The sequence below is a fragment of the Stenotrophomonas sp. YJH_SMC_36 genome, from assembly GCF_059369935.1.
In genome coordinates this window covers 279458-296639 of the sequence record NZ_JCAFTD010000006.1, presented here as the reverse complement: position 1 = coordinate 296639, position 17182 = coordinate 279458, and the positions used below count along the sequence as shown (strand labels likewise).

Genomic DNA, 17182 nt, shown 5'->3' with positions numbered 1-17182 from the left:
ACGACATTTGCAACTATTCCAGTAGGCGCCCTGACTTGGCCGACGCACACTGCGAGGACTGAAATCACTTCCCGGCAACATTCGCCTCATGACCATCCCCTTCGCGCTTGGACTGTTCAACTACTCCGGCCCACTGGCAGGAGCGCAGGATTTCCAGAAATTTCATGAGCTAGCGATATCCATGCTCGAAGAGCGTGGAGTTCAAGCCACCTACTTTGCGTCTGACGGGAAGGGCCACAGCAGCAATTTGGCGAAGCTGGGCAATGCAGCACATCGAAGACTTCTGGCCAGTGGCTTCAACGAGCTGACTTTCCTCAGTGTTGTCGCTGTACCCAAGGGAAGTGACGCGCCCGCCTACGATCTGATGGCCTCAGTGGATTTCCACTCCAGTCACGAGCTTGGGACGGAATTCGTTCTGTTCTCTAAGGATGCTCGCTTCCCTCTGGAACCGCAGTCCTTCCGCGAGCTCCTGGTGGGGCTGATCGCCCTGTATGACTGGGACTTCGGCTACGTCACCCACCCACCCTTTGAGCGCAGCCCGGAGGCCTACATCTGTGGCTACTGTGATGGAACACAGCCGCAGGATGAAGAAGACCGCAACCAGATCTGGTATGACGCCTCGTCGGAGGTGCGCCTGCACAGGGCCCGCAACATTTTCCCCCTTAGCCTGCTGAATCCAGCGCAGCTGGGTGCGCCCGTCGCGCCCGGCAAGACACTGGCGGGGATACTGCAAGGTAGCCCCGGCTGCACCTTGGACGAACTGGTGCCCGGCCGCCTCTGGCTCAGCACGGTAGAACCGCATCTGGTGCAAGGACTACGCTCGCTGCTCAAGGGTACAGGCGCATTGATCGAAGGCGGCTGACACCACGTTCATCCCGCCATGTCGATAATCTGCTCGCATGCAACCCCGCCTCTGCGGGGTTTTTCGTTTCTGGCGTTCTTGAGCGCCGCGCCCGGTTCGACAAGGAGCCCGCATGATTGCTACTACCCCACCCGCCTCATCCCCCGCAGCAACGCCCTGGTTCCACTCGCTCAACTGGGAACGCCTGCTGGAAACCTATGGCGTGCCACTGCTGGCCGCCATCGTGGTGCTGCTGGTCGGCCTGTGGGTGGCACGCCGCCTGTCCAACGCGATGCCGCGCGCGACCGCGCGCATGGGCGTGGACCCGATGCTGGGCAGTTTCCTGCGCAACGTGGTCTACGCCGCATCGCTGGTGATCGTGGTGGTGCTGGCCATCGGCACGCTGGGCGTGCAGATCACCCCGCTGCTGGCCGTGCTCGGTACCGCAGGCCTGGCCGTCGGCCTGGCGCTGAAGGATTCGCTGTCCAACATCGCTTCAGGCGTGATGCTGGTGACCCTGCGCCCGTTCCGCGTGGGCGATGTGGTGACGGTCGCCGGCCAGACCGGCACGGTACGCGAAGTGCGCATTTTCCAGACCGTCATCACCGGCGCTGACAACCAGCACACCACCATTCCGAACACCCTGATCACCGCGGCGCCGATCATCAACCTCACGGCCGAACCGACCCGTCGCGTCGAGTTGGTGGTCGGCATCGGCTACGACGACGACATCCAGCTGGCGCGCGATACCGCCCTCGCGCTGATGAAGGCCGACCCGCGCGTACTTCAGACGCCGGTGCCGGACGTGGTGGTCTACGAGCTGGGCGCGCACGCGATCAATCTGGGCATCCGCTGCTATGTGAAGTCGGCCGACTGGTTCGGCACGAAGGTGACGCTGCTCGAGCAGATCAAGCTGGGCTACGACAAGGCTGGTATCAACATTCCTTACCCGCAGCAGGACATGCATCTGTACCTGCACGGCAAGGACGGTGGCGTGGTCGAGGCCGACGCGCTGGTGCGCGACACGCCCTGACCGCCGCGCCTCATCCCGCGCTGCGCGCTCGCCGGGCATGGCCCGGCGCTACCTGCTCAACCGGCCGGCACGGGTAACGCCGGGCCATGCCCGGCGGATGCGGAATCAGGCAGCGACGCTCTTTTCCAGCGTCGGGTAATCGGTGAAGCCCACCGCCCCGCCTCCGAAGAACGTCGCGCGGTCCGGCAGGTTCAGTTCCGAACCTTGGCGCAGCCGCTCCGGCAGGTCCGGGTTGGCGATGAACGGCCGGCCGAAGCCGATCAGGTCAGCCCAGCCTTCGGCCAGTGCCTGCTCGGCGCGCTCGGCGGTGTACTTGCCGGCGTAGATCAGTGTTCCCGGATAGACCATGCGCAGCGCCTGCTTGAATGCCAGCGGCATCGGTGGTGCGTCGTCCCAGTCGGCTTCGGCGATGTGCAGGTAGCCCACACCCAGCCCGCCCAGCAGATGCGCGGCAGCCAGATAGGTGGCCTGCGGCGTATCGTCCACCGCCCCCTGCAGCGTGGTCAGCGGCGCCAGGCGCACCCCCACCCGGTCGCCGCCCGCCACCTCGACCACCGCCCGCGTCACCTCGCGCAGGAAGCGCAGCCGGTTCTGCAGCGCGCCACCGTAGCCATCGGTGCGCTGGTTGGCCTGCGAATCGATGAACTGGTTGATGAGATAGCCATTGGCCCCATGCAGCTCGACCCCATCGAAGCCCGCCGCCAGTGCATTGCGTGCCGCCTGCGCGTAGTCCTCGACGATGCCAGGAATCTCGTCCTCGCGCAGGGCGCGCGGCATCGAGTGCTGGATCATCTCGCCGACGCCTGCCTCCGGGCCGGCACCGGTCGGATCAACGAACACCTTCACGCCTTCGGCCAGCAGTGCCGACGACGACACCGGCGCCTCACCGTTCGGCTGCAGGGCAATATGCGAAACGCGGCCCACGTGCCACAGCTGCGCATAGATGCGTCCGCCCGCCGCGTGTACCGCATCGGTGACCTGGCGCCACCCCTGTACCTGTTGCGGACTGTGGATGCCCGGGGTCCAGGCATAACCCTGGCCCTGCGGGCTGATCTGGGTGCCTTCGCTGATGATCAGGCCGGCGCCGGCACGTTGCGCGTAGTACGCCGCCATTTCGGCGGTGGCAACATTACCGTGGGCCGCACGCGAACGGGTCATCGGCGGCATCACGATGCGGTTGGGCAGAGTCAGTGCGCCCAGGCGGTGGGGAGTGAACAGCATGTCGGCCATCTCTTGCGGGGGAGTGCCGCAAAGAATGGGGATGGCGCCCGCCGGGCAACAGGTACGGACTGGCAAAACAGTTGTTCCGCCGAGGCAATGATAGGCTCGCCCGAGGTCTCGCCCGGGGTCAGATCCCTTTGCACGGCAGAGGGATCTGACCCCGACACCGGTTACAGCGTCGGCTCGATCAGGGCGCCGCCATGCGCCACGCGGTCATAGCAGGTGCGCACTACATCCTCACCGTACTTGCGCTCCAGCCGGCGCACGATGAAATGCCCGCGTGCCATGTCCTGGTAGTAGTCGGTGAACATGGTGTTGAGCGTGGCGCCGGCGGCAGCACCCACGATGGGGACCGCCTGCGCGGCGAACTTCTCGGTCACCACCACACCGAAACGCGCGGCGACCTTCTCCACCAGCTTGGCCAACAGCTTGCCGGCCTCCTTCGGGGCCACGCCCAGGGTGAGGTCGCGGCCGGTCACCACGCGGCCGGCCAGCTCGGCCGACAGGTGGCGCATCACATCGGTGGTGAAGCCGCGGGCCAGGTAGTAGCCCGTCTCGCTGGCGTCGTCGCGCGGCGAATTGCCGCCCAGCGCGAACACTTCCAGACAGGCCTGGCGTGTGCTGAACTCGGACAGGTCGAAGCCTTCGCTGCGCGCCACATCGGCCACGGCGCGCATCATGATGGTGGTCGACACCGGCAGTTCGATGAACAACGCGGCAAAACCGAAGGCACCGCCGACCGCGCCGGACGTTGCGGCAGCCACCTTGTGCCAGCGGGTGGATGCGCCCTTGCCGGGTGAATTGTCCATGCTCCACAGCGCCGCCTGCGCGGATTTCGACAGCGCCGCCTGCACCGCGCCGTGGATGCGGCTGGACACCGACGTCGGCAGGGCCTTCACTGCGAACTCCAGCGGCGTGCCGACCAGGTTGGCCATGCGCGCGGTCAGGGTCGGCGCCTCCAGCAGTGCCACCGCCCGTTGCAGGTCGGACCAGTCGCGGGCGTCGTGGGCGATATCGCGCGGCAGCAGGATCGGCTCGTTCATGGGCCGATAGTAGCGCCACGCGGTTGAACGATGGGTAGCGCCGGGCCATGCCCGGCGTCGTCGTTCAGGCAGTCGGCAACCCCGAAAGCGCGCCCATGAACCGGCGGTAGTGGCGCAGCTCGTTGATCGAATCATGCACGTCGCTGAGTGCGGTGTGGCTGCTGTTCTTGCCGACGCCGGCGGCCACGCCCGGCGCCCAGCGCCTGGCCAGTTCCTTCACCGTGGACACATCCAGGTTGCGGTAGTGGAAGTACTTCTCCAGGCGCGGCATCTGGCGGTGCAGGAAGCGGCGATCCTGGCAGATCGAATTGCCGCACATCGGCGACAGGCCAGCCGGAATCCACTCCGCCAGGAAATTCACCGTCTGCGCCTCGGCCTGGGCAAGGGTCACGCTGCTGTCCAGAACGCGCTGCCACAGGCCGGAACGACGATGCTGGTTGCGGTTCCACTCGTCCATCGCCTCCAGCGTCTCCAGCGGATGATGGATGGCGAATTCCGGTCCTTCGGCCAGCACGTTGAGCTGGGCATCGGTCACTACGGTGGCGATCTCGATGATCGAATCGTTGTCGGTATCCAACCCGGTCATTTCCAGGTCGATCCAGATCAATCGCTCGTTGGCCGCGCCGTTCTCCACCATCGTGTCGTCTCGCTGCAGGGCTGGCCCGCGGGCCGCCGGGAAAGGAAAGGGGCGCCCATCATACCCTTTCGCTGCTCATCCCTCGTCCGCCGGGCGTTCCAGCAACAGGGGCGGCTTGCCGCGCTTGGCGCGGAAGTAGTTGGTCAGCCGCGTGCTCGCCTCCTTGGCCAGCACCCCGCCGTGGATCTCCACGCGGTGGTTGTGGCGCGCGTCGCCCAGCAGGTCGAACACGCTGCCACAGGCACCGGTCTTCGGGTCGCTGGCACCGTAGACCAGCCGCGACACGCGCGCATGCACGATCGCCATCGCGCACATCGCGCAGGGCTCCAGCGTCACGTACAGCGTGCTGCCCAACAGTCGATGGTTGGCCAGCGCCTTGCCGCCGGCACGCATCGCAACGATCTCGGCGTGCGCGCTGGGATCGTGCGAAGCGATATTGAGGTTCCAGCCCTCACCCAGCAGTTGGCCGTCGGCACCGACCAGCACCGCACCGACCGGGATCTCGTCGAACTCGCGCTGCGCGCGCTCGGCCAGCGCCAACGCATGGCGCATCCACTGTTCGTCGGCGTCGTGCACCGGTACACCCGGAGCGTCGGTCATGGCAGTTTCCGTGAGGCGGCAGAGCTCAGGCGCACAGTGTAACGCCGGGCTGCGCAGCGGATGCCAGAATGACGTCATACTGTGCTGCCTGCCCGCTTCACGTTCCCGCCCATGACCACCCTGCGCCCCTCGCGCGCCGATGACGGTGCCGCACTCGTCGACCTGTGGCGCCGCGCCGTCGACGCCACCCACGACTTCCTCAGCCCTGAAGACCGCCTGGCCATCGATGCTGAAGTGGCTGGTTTCCTGCCCCAGGCGCCGACCACCGTGGCCGTGGATGCAGATGATCGTCCCCTGGGCTTCATGTTGATCGACGGGACGCATCTGGAAGCCTTGTTCATCGACCCGGACGTGCGCGGCACCGGCATCGGCCGTCAGCTGCTGCAGCACGCACTGGCCGTGCATCCGCAGCTGAGCACCGACGTCAATGCGCAGAATGCGCAGGCAGTGGGGTTCTACCTGCGCATGGGCTTCATCGAGACCGGCCGCTCAGCGCTGGATTCACAGGGCCGTCCGTATCCGCTGATCCATCTTCGGCACGCGGGCTGAACGCCCGCGATCAGTGGGTCGCTTCGAACGCCCGGGAGTAGCGCACCTCTCCCTGCGCCAGTGGCGGCTGCAGGCACAGCGCCTGGAAGTACTCGGCAGGAACGCCCGGCAGCACCAGCCCCGGCTCGGCGCGGAAGCCGAAACGACCGTAGTACTCCGGCTCGCCCAGCAACACGCAGCCTCGCGCGTGCTGCTGGCGAAGGGCCTCGATGGCCGCGCGCATCAATGCGGCACCGATGCCCTGCCCCTGTCGCTCCGGCAGCACCGAGATCGGGCCCAGGCCGTACCAGCCGCTGCTGCCGTCGCTGACGGACACCGGCGAAACAGCGACGTGGCCGATGACTTCTCCGGCCGCGTCGGCCACCAGCGAGATGCTCAGCTCGCCGCGCTCGCGCAGCGCATCAACGATGTACTGCTCGGTGTGACTGCTGTGTCCGGCCGTGGCGAAAGCGGCGGTGGTCAGGGCATGGATGCCGGCGATGTCGGCCGGCGTTTCAGTACGGATGGAAAGTGTCATGGAGCACCTTGAGCTAGGCCACGCACCGGCCCGGAGACCGCCGCGACAGGGAACGAAGGGTGTAACAACCGTGCATCCGCGATTGTCCAACCGCGGAGGTCTCGCGGAAGACAGCGATGCAGCTGCCTGGGCAGGCACCCGCACGGTGCTCTGCTCCGCTATGGAGATGTTCATGGAAATGGAGATCCCGTCAACATGCGGTGCGCAGCACTACCACTGGCCGGACGCTGATTCTTGGCAGCCGGCGATGACCCCTGTTGCGGTGCAGCAGTACAATAGCCTGCTCCCCCGCCCCCTGCGCCCCCGCATGAGCCCCAATTCCTCCCTGGCCGCGCAGCTGACGCCCCGCCAGCGCACCCTGATCATCCTCGCCCTGTCGCTCGGCGGCTTTGCCATCGGTACCAGCGAGTTCGCCAGCATGGGCCTGATGCTGGAAATCAGTCGTGGCCTGTCGATCACCGAAACACAGGTCGGCCATCTCATCAGCGCCTACGCCATCGGCGTGGTGGTCGGTGCACCGGTCCTGGCGTTCGTCGGCGCCAGCTTCCCGCGCCGTCGCCTGCTGCTGGCGCTGATGGGCTTCTATGCAGTCGGCAATCTGGCCAGCGCGCTGGCACCGAACTACGCCACCATGCTCATCGCGCGCTTCGTCGCGGGCCTTCCGCATGGCGCTTACTTTGGCGTGGCGATGCTGGTAGCGGCGGCGATCAGCCCGGCCGGCCAGCGCGGCCAGGCGATGTCGCGCGTGCTGCTCGGCCTGTCCATCGCCATCCTGATCGGCAACCCGCTCACCACCTGGCTGGGCCAGCAACTGAGCTGGCGTACGGCGTTTGCGCTGGTCACCCTGCTGGCCATTGCCACCGTTGCGATGATCGCGCGCTTCCTGCTGCCCGACCCGGAGGAGGTGCGCACCTCGCCGATGCGCGAGCTGCGCGCCTTCAACACCACGCAGGTATGGCTGGCACTGGCCATCGGTGCGGTCGGATTCGCCGGCATGTTCTGTGTGTTCACCTATCTTGCGCCGACCCTGGTGCAGGTGACCGGGGTTGCCGAATCGTGGATGCCGCTCGCCGTGGGTGTGTTCGGCATCGGCGCCATCATCGGCAACATCGCCGGCGGCTGGCTGGTGGACAGATTCCACTTCAAGGCCGCCGCGCTGGTACTGGCGTGGTCGATCGTAATGCTGCTGCTGTATCCGCTGGCTGCGCAGTCGGTGTGGACCATCGGCCCGATGATCATCACCGTGGGCACCATGGGTGCGCTCGCCGCCGTGCTGCAGACCCGCCTGATGGATGTGGCGGGAGAAGCGCAGACGCTGGCTGCGGCCTCCAACCATGCCGCGTTCAACACCGCCAACGCGCTGGGGCCGTGGCTGGGTGGCATGGCCATCAGCGCCGGCTTCAGTCCCGCCACCACCGGCTATGTCGGCGCAGCCACGGCCTTCGGTGGCCTGCTGCTGTGGTGCGTAGCGGTGATGCTGGAAAAGAACCGCGCACGCACGGTCGCCCGCAGTCACTGACACTGCTGTCCTCCGGCCGTCCCGCGGCGCCGCACGCGGCAGGCAGGCCTGCGGCGGCCGCCGACGGTACTACACATGGCGTGGATATCCGTTCGGGCAGACTTCGATCAACACCCCCTGGTCGATCGTCCGGACCGCAATGCCTCCCCGCCGTGCCCCTGCCCACCATGACGCGGTCGCCCTGCAGGCCGGCGTGCTGGGCAGTGTGCTGGGTATCGCGCTGTTCAAGGCGTCCGCCCTGTCAGCCATTGCTGCAGGGTCACTGATGACCACCGGACTGTGGCTGCTCACCTGCGTCCTGCTGGCGGCCTGGGCCCTGGCCGCCTGCCTGGCCTGCCTGGCCCTGAGCCGGCGGGTCTTCATGCTGATGCTGGCGCTGTCCGCACTGTTCATGATCTGCGTCGCGTAGCCCGCAGATGCCACAACCGCAGAGTATCGCCACACTTGTTACTGAATAACAAGTGCAGGCAGACCGATTGCGTCGGCACGGGGTCACATTATTGAATCAGGGCACCCCCACTTTCCCAGGATGCCGTCCATGCCTACCTGCTTCGCCCCCGCCGCGCTCCGCGCCTCGGTCTATGCCGTCATGCTTGCCTCGCTCGCTGCCTGCGCCACCTATGACGACACGGCCATGCATTCGGGCTGCCAGGAATCACCGCACCTGAAGGACCTGCCGCCGCAGGTCGCCGCACGCGAAAGCCGCTGCAACAAGAGTCTTGAAGTCTGGTCCAGCGAGCGCAAGGGCGATGACAAGCCACTGGATCTGAGCGGCAAGAAGAAGGAGCTTTGAAGAAAGCTCTGACGGCGGGGTGTCTTGATGCGGCCGATGCACACAGCTGACTGCGCCGTCACGGGTGGCAGGCGAGGATGCGGACGTGTACTACTCGCGAGCGGTTATGTCCCACCCTGTCATCCGCGCTTTCGAAGCCGTCTTCAACCTGTCCGGTGGCGTTGAACGCATCACCGCGCTCACCGTCACCTGCCACCATTGCGCGGAGACCACCTCCGCCAGTGAGGACACATTGCTGCAGCTGCCAGGCGGTGCCCTGTTCCGCTGCGAGCGTTGCGGCTGCCACCAGCCGATCAGCCATGCGCGTGTTTCGGAGTGGCAGCTCCCGTCGCTGCTGGGGGTATGAGGCGATGGAGCTGACCGCAGCGCAGATCAGGATCCTGCAGGACATCGCCGACGCGCAGCCGGTGCGCGGTGACGCTGCGACCTGGGCAGTGAATGCGGGCTTTGCGGTGCAGGCCGAGGATGCGGACATCGACCTGACGCCGGCAGGCCGGCACGCCCTGGCCGGGCAACCAGGCCAGGAGCCAGGCTAGCCGCTGCGGTTGCCCCGACCCATTGGCGATGTGCAGGCCCTGCTGACATCGGTTCGGCTATGCTGCCGCACCTTCCCGCGCCGACGGCCATGCATCCTTTCCCCCTTCCCGTCTCCGCACCCGACCAGCTTGCCTATCGCCTGCTGCAGGACAGCGACTGGGCACGCTCGCCGGCGGCGGCACAGGCGCCCTGCGAGCTGCGCACGCTGCTTGCGATGATCCTCGACTCTCCGGAACCTCTGTGGATCGCCTGGGGCCTGAGCGAAAAGGCATTCTTCTTCAACGATGCCTACCTGCCGATGCTGGGTGACAAGCTGCACGGCGCCATGGGCAACCGCCTGGACGTGGTGTGGTCTGACGTCTGGGCCGATGTGGAGCATGCCATCGATGCGGCGTTCGCGGGCCGCAGCCGCAGCTTCAAGAACCTGCCGCTGATGATGGACCGCGACGGCACGCTGCGCGAGACCTTCTGGACCTTCTCCTATTCGCCTCTGCGCGATGCCAGCGGTGCCGTCGCCGGGATCATCTGCGTGGTCAGCGAGCAGACCGAACGCGTGATCGAGCGCGACCTGCACAGCCGCCAAGTGGCCGCGATCACCGAACAGGCGCGCGAGGCGCACCTGGAACTGGTGCGGGCCCGTGAGCAGCTCAGGCAGTCGCAGAAGCTGGAAGCCATCGGCCAGCTCACCGGAGGCGTCGCGCACGACTTCAACAACCTGCTGCAGGTCATCACCGGCTCGGTGGACATGCTGCTGCATACCTGGCCGGCGGAAGATCCGCGACGCCGCTACGTGCAGGCAATCGGCAATGCGTCGGACCGGGCCACACGGCTGACAGCGCAGCTGCTGGCCTTCTCGCGCCGGCAGAGCCTGTCACCGGAGGTCTTCGACCTGTGCGAGAGCGTGCAGGCCCTGTCGGACATCATCACCACGGTACTGGGGGCACGCATCCAGGTGTCGGTCAACCTGCCTGATCGCCCGCTGCCGGTGCTGCTGGACCGCACCCAGCTGGACACCGCGCTGATCAACATCGCCGTCAATGCGCGCGATGCGATCGACGGCCACGGCACGGTCACCATCGACGTCGAGCAGGTTACCGCGGTGCCTTCGGTCCGCTTCGCGGCACCGCTGAAAGGTGACTTCGCCGCCATCAGCGTGACCGATACGGGCACTGGCATCGACCCTGGCGTGGTGGATCGCATCTTCGAACCCTTCTTCACCACCAAAGGTATTGGTGCCGGCACCGGCCTGGGCCTCAGCCAGGTATTCGGTTTCGTCAAGCAGTCCGAAGGCGAGGTGGACGTCAAGAGCGAGGCTGGCGTCGGTACCCGGTTCACGCTGTATCTGCCGCTCACCCGTTCCAGCGAGACGGTGGCGCGGCCGGCGGCACAGCCGGGCCTGCTGCACGGGCACGGGCTGTGCGTGCTGGTGGTGGAGGACAACGTGGATGTGGCCGAGTTCGCGGTCGGAGCCCTGCGCGAACTCGACTACGAGGTGGTACTGGCCCGCAACGCCAATGAGGCACTTGCCGAACTGGAACAGGACGCCACGCGGTTCCATGTGATGTTCAGCGACGTGGTGATGCCCGGCACCAACGGCCTGGAACTGGCCCGGCACGTGCGCGATCGCTTTCCGGATCTGCCCATCATCCTGACCAGCGGCTACAGCGAGTTGCTGGCACGCGACCCCGGCCACGGCTTCACCCTGCTGCGCAAGCCCTACTCGCTCAAGCAGCTCGCCGTCGTGATGACCGAGGCCGCGGGCCGGAGGGAGGTTGCGACGATACGGGCGTAACGTCCTCCGCACGTGCCCAGATGTCCATCGCGCCATCAGGGAATAGGCACAGCATCACTGCAAATGCTAATCTTTCTCATTTGCGGTTGCCAATCCCCTCCCATGACCCTGTTCCCGCTCCGCCGCCGCGCGCTGTGCGCGGCCCTCGCCCTGCCCTTGGCGCCCCTGGCACAGGCCGCCGCCCCACCCACCACCGCGACCACCCAGCTCGACAAGGTCGAAGTGCGTGGCCGTGCTCAGACGCTGTACCGGGTTGACGACGCCGCGGTTGGCACCCGCACCGATACCCCGCTGGAGCTGGTGCCGCAATCGGTGCAGGTGGTGCCGCGCGAGTTGATCGACGACCAGGCTGCGCGCCAGGTGACCGACCTGTACCGCAGCATCAGCGGCATCAGCTTCTTCAGCTATGCGGGCGTGACCCTGCGTGGCTTCCGGCAGGAAAACGTGCTCTATGACGGCCTGCGCGGCGACCCGTATGCGGGCTTCGCGGTGCCCCAGCTGTTCAACATCGAGCGGGTGGAGGTGCTGAAGGGTCCGGCCGGCGCACTGTATGGCGGTGGTGATGCCGGCGGCGTCATCAATTATGTGACCCGCAAACCCCGGGCCACGGCTGAGCGCCGCATCGAAGTCCAGCTGGGCAACGAGGATTTCCGCGCCGGCTCGGTCGAGGCCACCGGCCCCCTGGATGCGGCCGGCCGCGTGCGCTACCGCGCCGGTCTGTACGGCGACACCGAGCAGGGTGTGCGCTGGAACACCGACAGCGAAAGCGTGATCGGCGATGCATCGTTGGCCTTCGATGTGGGCGATACCGGCGAGCTGACCCTGCAGTTCACCGACATCACCCAGAACCTGGGCGGCCACCGCCTGCGGGGTGTACCGGTGAATGACGCAGGTACGTTCCTGACCGATCGCCGCTGGAACCACAACGAGGCCAGCGACTTCCTCGACATGCGCGCGAAGGTCGCCCTGGCGCAGTATCGCTTCGCGCCGGCCTCGAATGTGGATGTGGATTTCGCCGCGCGATGGTTCACCAACAACGAGCACCAGATGTATCACGAGCCGATGGGGCTGATCGACCGCGATCGCGATGGCGTGGCCGAGTGGATGACGCGCCAGCTGCGCAACCAGATCCGCGACAACGAGGCGTTTACTGTCAACGGCAATGCCGTGTGGCGGGTCAGTACCGGCCGCATCGAGCATAAAGTGCTGTTCGGCGCTGACGTGTACCAGCTCGATGCCGACTTCACCGCGCAGACCGCCAACAGTGCCGACCTCGCGCGCGGTGCGGGGCCGGTGCGTGGCATCGACCTGTTCAATCCAGTGTATGGCGCCAGCACCTGGCACGACTACGCTCTGACTACCCTGCCCTGGCGCAGCACCTCCACGCGCAGCACCCGCTACGGCGGCTACCTGCAGGACGAACTTGCGCTGGGCACGCGCTGGCATGTGCTGGCCGGCCTGCGCTGGGATGGCTTCAAGGACGAGGATCGCCTCGGCGGCAGCAGCGTGGATGGGCACGACCTCAGCTGGCGGCTGGGCAGCACTTTCACTGTGCGCGAGGGGCTGAACCTGTACGCGAACGTGGCCAGCGGATTCGTGCCACAGAGCGCGGCCAACCAGGACCGTGCTGCCGGCGGCCCGTTCGACGCTGAACGCAGCAAACAGTGGGAGATAGGCATGAAGTCGCTGCTGGCCGAGCGTGTGACCCTGAACATGGCGGCCTACCGCATCGACCGCAGCAACATCGTGCAGGCCACCGGCGAAGTGACCGCAGGCGTGAACCAGCTCGCCGCGCTGGGCCTGGTGCGCAGCACCGGCATGGAACTCGATCTGCTGGCCGATGTGACCGATCGCTGGGTGGTGAACCTCACCTACGCGTACAACGACGCACGGGTGAAGGATGCGGGCCCGAACGGCATCACCAACGCCTCCGGAGACCGCTTCGCCAATGCACCGCGCAACACGCTCGGCCTGTGGACGCGTTACGACCTGCCTGCGCTGAACTCGGCCATTGGTTTCGGTGCCGACCATGTCGGCGAGCGCATCAGCCTGGACGGGCAGAGCGTGAAGGCCTACACCGTGTTCGACATGAGCTGGAAGACCACGTGGAAGCAGTGGCAGTTCCAGGCCAACGTCAAGAACCTGTTCGACAAGGTGTATGCGGCCAGTGGCTTCATCGCGCGCAACGGGCACTTCCCCGGGGAACCGCGCCGGGTGTACGTGCAGGCGGCCTACCGCTTCTGACGGGCGATCGCGCTGCCGGCCCCGCGCAGGGGCCGGCAGCCTGCAGCACCTGCGTTACCGGGCGGGTGCCGCCGGCACCAGCACGCCATCCTTGAACGAAAGCGGGATGGTCACCGCCCCCTGCGGCGATGACAGCTGAAGGGTCAGCGACTGGCGGGCCGACGTGCAGGACGAGGCGATGCCCTGGAACCAGGAGCGCTCCGGTACCTGTGCATTGATGGCCTGCAGCTGCGCGGCAGGAACCGCGACGCCATCCACCTTCAGGCCAGTCAACCTGACCGGACCCGGTGATTCCACCACGAGCTCGAACACGCGGCTGCCACAACTCATCTGGTGCTGCGAGGTGTAGCGGTCCGCAGGCAGTCCATCTTCGCTGCGCAGCACCGCCAGCCCTGGCGAATCGGCACGCGCCACCGGCGCACAGGCTGCTGCGCCCACGGCCAGAACGGCCACCGCCCATGCGGCCTCTATCTTCATAGCGTCGTACCCAGCGTTTCCGCATCGCGGTCGTTGAAATCATACTCACGGGTCACACCGTCGGGCCCGATGATGTAGTAGCGGAACTCTTCGGCATTCATGCCGTTGTCGCGCAGCAGATCGGCCACACCCCAGTCCCCGCCCTCATAGGCCACGCCGCCAACGGTGCGGTTGTCGGACGGGTACTTGTTGACCTCATGCGTCTCCGACGGGAAGACCCCGGCCGGATGGGAATGGATGATGCCCACCACCTGGCCCGGCGAGATGCCCCACTCCAGCAGCGGATAGCTGATGGCCCCGGGGTTGCTGGCATCACCGCGCGCCAGTGGGCTGGTCTTGATTTCACCGGTCACTGCGTCGCGGTAGATCACCGTGCCCAGCTCCTGGCTCTGATAACCCGGATCGGCCTTGATCAGTGCCTCCACCTCACGCGCGACGGTGTCAGCCTGTCCATCGACCTGCTCATACGCGCTCGGCGGCGCTTCGCCACCGCCACCGCCGCCACCACCGCCATCGCCCGGGTCCCACGGATCGGTCCAGTCTGGCGGATCGATATCCGGCCAGCCGCCGTCATCCGGCGGCAACGCATCCACCGGCGGCAGATCGGTGGTGTCCATCTGCGCACCGCCAGAGACCAGTGCGAGCTCTTCCAGCGACAGCTCGCGAATTCCATTTTCCTGCATGCGTGCAACTCCTTGCTTCGAGCGTGAGGTGTGGTGTTTAGCGCAGCAACTGCGTGAAGGTCAAATAGCACATTCGCATTACGTCAAGATGAAGAATCGTCGTTGCGCAAGTGCGATGCGCGTTCATTTTTATCGTCTATCACCCTTCCGTCCGAATCAGATTTTTCTGACAGAGCACTGTCCACTTCGTGTGATAAATGTCCGAGGGCCGCATGAAGGCGGCAACGACGCATCCGTAATCTGCATCGGACAAACAAGGAGTTGTGAGATGTCTGCAAGTGGAGTTCGTGATCTCTCCCCCGAAGAACGCGCACTGGTCTCCGGTGGCGCGCAGGTGGACACCACCGATCTGCCGCCGGTCGATGTGACCCCACCGGACGACTGGGGTCCCAACCCGGATCCGCCGGACTGGCCTGATCCGTGGGATCCGGGCGATGGCGGCGGCGGCGGTGGCGGCGGTGGTGGTGGTGGTGGCGACGGCGGTGGTGACGGTGACGGACAGCCGGACTTCACCTTCATCGATGTCAAGCCTTTTGAAAGCAAGCTGACCTACACGCCGGGCGAGAATGGCGAGCCGGGCTTCAACAAAGCGGTGTTGACCTACCCGATTCCCAATGAATTCGGCCAGTGGACGGTCAGCACCGAGCTGAAGTTCAACACCGACGGCACCTTCAAGGACGGCAAGGGCACATTGGATTTCGTCGGCAACGATGGCAGTCTTCTCAAGTGGCAGCTGAACGAAGGTTCCTGGACCTCCACCGTCAATGGTGGTTACTACTGGGATATCGGCGCCGGCTTCGGCTTTCAGATCAACCTGATCTACAACTCAGCGGACAACGACATAAAGGGCGAAGCCCAGTTCCTCTACAACAAGAGTCCTTGATCCCTCTTGGGATGCCGCGTCCGCGGACGCGGCATCCATCTGGAGTCCCATGCGTCCCCTTTTACTTGCATTGCTGCTCGTTTCATCCTGTGCTGGTGCCGCTGAGACAACGAGCGTCACGCAGATATTCAACGACCCCACGCCGGTCAGCCAAGCGCTGGCTCAAGGTGATGTCGCTGCACTACGGCAGCTGCAGGTCAATGCAACCAATACCGTCGTAAAGAAGATGGCCAGGGCCGCCGAACGCCGCGTTCTGCTGGACGTTCCTGGAGCCCGCGAAGCGTCAGATGAATGTATCCAGATGGCGCAGCAGACTACGCATCTGGCCGGGCTGACTGTCTGCGGAGCACTGCGAGCTGGGGTCGAGGTGGTAGCGGGTGACCTGCCTGCATGGGCACGCCTGTCGATGCAGGCGCGGGAGCGCGTTCGGGCCGCTGCGGAGAAGCGGGGCAAAACATTGGGAAATGTCGATGTATTCACCCGCATTCCAGACTACGCCGCGATGGCCGATCGGCCCGCTCCCAAAGTCGATTCATCTGGCAAAGGACGCATCGCCATGCACACAGGAACGGTTACGGTAGCGTCCAGCCAGGATCATGACGGCGGCCGTGTCGCTTATCCCAACATGGCGCAACTGCAGATTGACGGTAAGACTGTTGAGGTCTTGGTCGACACAGGCTCGGCACTGACCATAGTGCATCCCGCGGCGATAACTGCGCCCCCGCTCATGGAGGGATTCACGCTGTCCGGCGTGCTGGGCGACTCACAACAGCGCAGCAGGATGGCCCAGCCGCAGACCCTCCAGTTTGGTCCCTTGATCATCTCGCAACCATTGGTATCAGTCAGCGAACGCATTCCTGCGAACCTTCTTGGCCTCGATGTTCTATCTCGTCTCGGCCGAGTCCTGATCGGCAAGGATGGCCTGCAGGTGCTCGCGGAGGGATCTGCCGCTCCGGCCTGCGACGCCCCGATGTTCTCGGCGGCAGACCTGAGCGGTACGCAGACTGTCCCAAGGTTGTTCATTACTGTTGACGGCAAGCGCCAGGAAGCAATGCTGGATACTGGTAACAGTGGCGAGTTGATGGAAGCCCTGCCAATCGGTGTGGCTCTGCCACCAGGTTCAGTTCAACACAGTGTTGTTCAAGGCGTACAAGGACAGCAGCGAAGAGCATCGGTCGCGCGCGAGGCCGTTGTGCAGACCTTGGACGGCTCTGCAGAATTGCAGATGAGCACATCCACTGGAAACCATCCAAGCAAGACGCGCTATGTGCTGGGCGGCGGCAGCCTGCGCAAGGTCTCCATCTATCTGGATTTCATCACAAACAAGGCCTGCCTGATGTCTTTGGGGGCTACCCAGTCAGCACACTGATATCGCATCCTGATTGAATCTCCGCATCAGCACAGCCACTCAGGCCAGAATGGAATCAGCCGGCTGATGATGAAGAGCCTGATACGATCAATTGAAGGGGTCTGCTGCAGTGCAGAGCAAACTACTCGTATTCGTGGCTGTCGTTGCAATGGCATCCTGCAGCAGCCATGGCGACGCCTATCTGGCGCAGGGCGTTCGTGAAACCACGGCTGCACGCCAATGCATGGACCAGTGTCGGGACCACTATGCCAGCTGTCATTCTGCCGGAAGCAGTAGCGGGTGCCTGGGCTCGGCATCCCAATGGGGTGGCAACTGTGACGAAATCCAGGACAGGGATCTTCGTCGATCATGCCAGGCGAGCGTGGATTTCTGCCGGAATCGCCTTCCGGACATCAAGTGCGGGGAAATACGCGACCGCTGCCTGAGCGCCTGCGGTGGGGGCTA

Annotated in this window: 19 protein-coding genes; 12 read left to right on the top strand and 7 right to left on the bottom strand. The window is 65.4% G+C overall.

Annotated features, from left to right (window positions below; translation table 11 throughout):
• The first annotated feature begins 88 nt into the window (after positions 1–88).
• Complete coding sequence (locus tag AC5P76_RS13515) at positions 89–862, top strand: hypothetical protein (protein ID WP_253119944.1); 774 nt, start codon at positions 89–91, stop codon at positions 860–862.
• Between the two features lie 112 nt (positions 863–974).
• Positions 975–1874: a mechanosensitive ion channel family protein gene (locus AC5P76_RS13510; RefSeq protein WP_253119946.1), complete on the top strand. Its 900-nt coding sequence runs from the start codon at positions 975–977 to the stop codon at positions 1872–1874.
• Between the two features lie 105 nt (positions 1875–1979).
• Here AC5P76_RS13510 and AC5P76_RS13505 read toward each other — a convergent pair whose 3' ends face one another.
• The 4 genes from AC5P76_RS13505 to tadA all read right to left on the bottom strand — a co-directional run bounded on the left by AC5P76_RS13505 (position 1980) and on the right by tadA (position 5375).
• Positions 1980–3095 (bottom strand): alkene reductase, encoded by a 1116-nt coding sequence (locus AC5P76_RS13505; RefSeq protein WP_253119948.1) that lies wholly within the window; start codon positions 3093–3095, stop codon positions 1980–1982.
• Positions 3096–3265: 170 nt separating this feature from the next.
• Entirely contained in the window at positions 3266–4138 is an 873-nt protein-coding gene (locus AC5P76_RS13500) for an EcsC family protein (protein ID WP_053517871.1), read from the bottom strand.
• 64 nt (positions 4139–4202) lie between these two features.
• A complete protein-coding gene (gene orn / locus AC5P76_RS13495; protein ID WP_053517870.1) occupies positions 4203–4775 on the bottom strand; it encodes an oligoribonuclease in 573 nt (190 codons plus the stop codon).
• Between the two features lie 75 nt (positions 4776–4850).
• Positions 4851–5375, bottom strand: a complete 525-nt coding sequence (gene tadA / locus AC5P76_RS13490) for a tRNA adenosine(34) deaminase TadA (protein WP_180877036.1) — start codon at positions 5373–5375, stop codon at positions 4851–4853.
• A gap of 111 nt (positions 5376–5486) precedes the next feature.
• Here tadA and AC5P76_RS13485 point away from each other — a divergent pair, with 111 nt between their 5' ends.
• Positions 5487–5924, top strand: coding sequence for an acetyltransferase (locus tag AC5P76_RS13485; RefSeq protein ID WP_253119950.1), 438 nt, complete (start codon positions 5487–5489; stop codon positions 5922–5924).
• A 10-nt stretch (positions 5925–5934) separates the two neighbouring features.
• Here the strand turns inward: AC5P76_RS13485 and AC5P76_RS13480 are convergent, their stop codons facing one another.
• Positions 5935–6441: a GNAT family N-acetyltransferase gene (locus tag AC5P76_RS13480; RefSeq protein ID WP_253119952.1), complete on the bottom strand. Its 507-nt coding sequence runs from the start codon at positions 6439–6441 to the stop codon at positions 5935–5937.
• Positions 6442–6748: 307 nt separating this feature from the next.
• Between AC5P76_RS13480 and AC5P76_RS13475 the strand changes: the two genes are divergently transcribed.
• The 7 genes from AC5P76_RS13475 (at position 6749) to AC5P76_RS13445 (ending at position 13326) form a co-directional block, all read left to right on the top strand.
• Entirely contained in the window at positions 6749–7960 is a 1212-nt protein-coding gene (locus tag AC5P76_RS13475; protein WP_053517900.1) for an MFS transporter, read from the top strand.
• Between the two features lie 139 nt (positions 7961–8099).
• Positions 8100–8369: a hypothetical protein gene (locus AC5P76_RS13470; protein ID WP_053517866.1), complete on the top strand. Its 270-nt coding sequence runs from the start codon at positions 8100–8102 to the stop codon at positions 8367–8369.
• A gap of 129 nt (positions 8370–8498) precedes the next feature.
• Positions 8499–8753 (top strand): hypothetical protein, encoded by a 255-nt coding sequence (locus AC5P76_RS13465; RefSeq protein ID WP_053517864.1) that lies wholly within the window; start codon positions 8499–8501, stop codon positions 8751–8753.
• Between the two features lie 106 nt (positions 8754–8859).
• Positions 8860–9099 (top strand): hypothetical protein, encoded by a 240-nt coding sequence (locus tag AC5P76_RS13460; protein WP_053517863.1) that lies wholly within the window; start codon positions 8860–8862, stop codon positions 9097–9099.
• 4 nt (positions 9100–9103) lie between these two features.
• Positions 9104–9289, top strand: a complete 186-nt coding sequence (locus AC5P76_RS13455; RefSeq protein WP_111187042.1) for a hypothetical protein — start codon at positions 9104–9106, stop codon at positions 9287–9289.
• An 89-nt stretch (positions 9290–9378) separates the two neighbouring features.
• Complete coding sequence (locus AC5P76_RS13450; RefSeq protein WP_164153100.1) at positions 9379–11082, top strand: ATP-binding protein; 1704 nt, start codon at positions 9379–9381, stop codon at positions 11080–11082.
• Between the two features lie 102 nt (positions 11083–11184).
• The gene (locus tag AC5P76_RS13445; protein WP_253119954.1) at positions 11185–13326 is read left to right on the top strand and encodes a TonB-dependent siderophore receptor; all 2142 of its coding nucleotides are present in this window, start codon (positions 11185–11187) and stop codon (positions 13324–13326) included.
• A gap of 54 nt (positions 13327–13380) precedes the next feature.
• Here the strand turns inward: AC5P76_RS13445 and AC5P76_RS13440 are convergent, their stop codons facing one another.
• Positions 13381–13803 (bottom strand): hypothetical protein, encoded by a 423-nt coding sequence (locus tag AC5P76_RS13440; RefSeq protein ID WP_197572644.1) that lies wholly within the window; start codon positions 13801–13803, stop codon positions 13381–13383.
• Positions 13800–14486, bottom strand: a complete 687-nt coding sequence (locus tag AC5P76_RS13435; protein ID WP_053517858.1) for a hypothetical protein — start codon at positions 14484–14486, stop codon at positions 13800–13802. Before AC5P76_RS13435 ends, AC5P76_RS13440 begins: the two co-directional genes overlap by 4 nt.
• Before the next feature lie 268 nt (positions 14487–14754).
• Here AC5P76_RS13435 and AC5P76_RS13430 point away from each other — a divergent pair, with 268 nt between their 5' ends.
• Both AC5P76_RS13430 and AC5P76_RS13425 read left to right on the top strand, forming a co-directional pair.
• Entirely contained in the window at positions 14755–15369 is a 615-nt protein-coding gene (locus tag AC5P76_RS13430) for a hypothetical protein (RefSeq protein WP_197601012.1), read from the top strand.
• Between the two features lie 49 nt (positions 15370–15418).
• Positions 15419–16738, top strand: coding sequence for a retropepsin-like aspartic protease (locus tag AC5P76_RS13425; protein WP_253119957.1), 1320 nt, complete (start codon positions 15419–15421; stop codon positions 16736–16738).
• Positions 16739–17182: the final 444 nt, after the last annotated feature.